Annotated in this window: 2 protein-coding genes; both read left to right on the plus strand. The window is 77.1% G+C overall.

Annotated features, from left to right (window positions below):
* Positions 1-2 precede the first annotated feature (2 nt).
* Positions 3-551 (plus strand): DUF5998 family protein, encoded by a 549-nt coding sequence (locus V9U69_RS08580; protein ID WP_442907682.1) that lies wholly within the window; start codon positions 3-5, stop codon positions 549-551.
* On the plus strand, positions 548-1729 hold the full coding sequence (locus V9U69_RS08585; protein ID WP_337061186.1) for an alkaline phosphatase family protein: 1182 nt from the start codon (positions 548-550) through the stop codon (positions 1727-1729). The genes V9U69_RS08580 and V9U69_RS08585 overlap by 4 nt, the downstream gene beginning before the upstream one ends.
* Positions 1730-1928 lie beyond the last annotated feature (199 nt).

The following is a 1928-nucleotide window of genomic DNA, read 5'->3' on the forward strand; positions in this document are numbered from 1 at the left end:
GGCTGCTGACCGACCTCGAGCGCGCCGGCTACTACCCGGCCCTGCTCGCCGACGCCCTGCTCACCGCGCTCGGCGACGAGGCGGTCGAGGCGCACCTGGTGCACCAGGAGACGACCTTCGACGGTGGGGAGGTGCACCGGCACGTCACCGTCCTGACCACCACCGCCACCCGGCTGCTCGTCGCCCACGCCGACGACCACGGCCCCGACGAGACGTCCCCCGAGCCGTACGCGGTGTGCTCCACCGAGGCGGTGCCGCTGGAACGGGTGACGTCCGTGGTCCTGTCCCGGGTCGTCACCCGGCCCGCCGACCACCGCCCCGGCGCGGTGCCCGCCGAGGTCAGCCTCACGCTGAGCTGGGGCGCGGTGCAGCGCCTCGACCTCGAGCCGGCCAGCTGCGCCGACCCCGACTGCGAGGCCGACCACGGCTACACCGGCACCGCCACCGGCGACGACCTGACCGTGCGGGTCGCCGGGGCGGCCGAGGGGGCCGACGCGGTGGCCGCCGCCGTCGAGTTCGCCGGCGCCCTGTCGGCCGCCACCTGCAGGTGACGTCGCCGGACGGCGCAGCGCCCCCGGTGCTGCCGGCGCCCTCCTACGGGCGCGACACGCTCGCGGACCTGGTGCCCGCGCTCGAGCGCGCCCTCGGCGCGGCGGGCGGGCCCCCGGCGCGGCCCGGTGCGGGCACCGGGGCCCTGGAGCTGCCCGCCGCCGACCGCGTGTGCCTGCTGCTGGTCGACGGCATGGGGGAGGTGGCCCTGCGCGAGCGCTCCGGGCACGCACCCGCGCTGCGCCGCTGGCGCGCCGAGGAGCGCCACCGCGTCCTGACCGCCGGCTTCCCCACCACGACCGCCACGAGCATGGGCCTGCTGGGCACCGGCCTGCCGCCCGGCTCCCACGGCCTGGTCGGCTACGAGGTCCTCGACCCCGACCGCGACGTCCTGCTGAACCAGCTGCAGTGGAACGGGCCGGTGGACCCGCGCCGGTGGCAGCCGCGCACCACGGTCTTCCAGCGGCTGACGGCCGCCGGCGTGCCCGTCACCCGGGTGGCGCCGCCGCACTTCGACGGCTCCGGCCTGACGGAGGCGGCGCTGCGCGGCGGGCGGTTCGTGGGCACCCCCGAACGCCTGGAGGCGCGCGTGGACGCCGCGGTCGCCGCCGTGCGCGCGGCACCGCGCGGGCTGACGTACGTCTACTGGGGCCAGCTGGACCGCACCGGTCACGGCGAGGGCGTGGGCTCCTGGCAGTGGGGCGAGGAGCTGGGACGCGTCGACGCCGCCGTGGGGGAGCTGGCGCGCCGGCTGCCGCGCGGGACGCTGCTCGTGGTCACCGCCGACCACGGCATGGTGGACGTGCCGGCCGCCCGGCGCCTGGACGTCGCGCACGAGCCGGCGCTGCGCGCTGGCGTCCGCCACGTCGGCGGTGAGCCGCGCGCCGTGCAGCTGTACACCGAGCCCGGTGCCGCCGAGGACGTGGCGCGCACCTGGTCCGGGCGGCTGGACGGCCGCGCGCGCGTGCTGACCCGGGAGCAGGCCGTCGACGCCGGCTGGTTCGGTCCCGTGGAGGAGCACGTGAGCGCACGCATCGGCGACGTCCTGGCCGTCATGACGGACCCGGTGGCGGTGGTGGACTCCGCCCGCATGCGCCCCGAGGCGCTGCGCCTGCTCGGCCAGCACGGCGCCTTGACCGACGACGAGCGCCTCGTGCCGCTGTTCACCGCGGTCCTCTGAGCCCGGTCGTCCCCGCACCCGATCTTCCGTGGGTCGGGGGTTTGGGCCCCCGACCCACGGGTACCCCTCCACTCGTCAAGGGATTGGCGAAAGCGGCCAAGACGTCCAACGGAAGGGACCACGACATGATCTCCGGGATGAACTCCGTCGAGGAGCTGTACGGCGCCACGGTCACCGGCCGCGACGGCGACAAGATCGG

This window comes from Kineococcus sp. G2 (assembly GCF_037154035.1).
In the GTDB taxonomy this organism is placed as follows: domain Bacteria; phylum Actinomycetota; class Actinomycetes; order Actinomycetales; family Kineococcaceae; genus Kineococcus.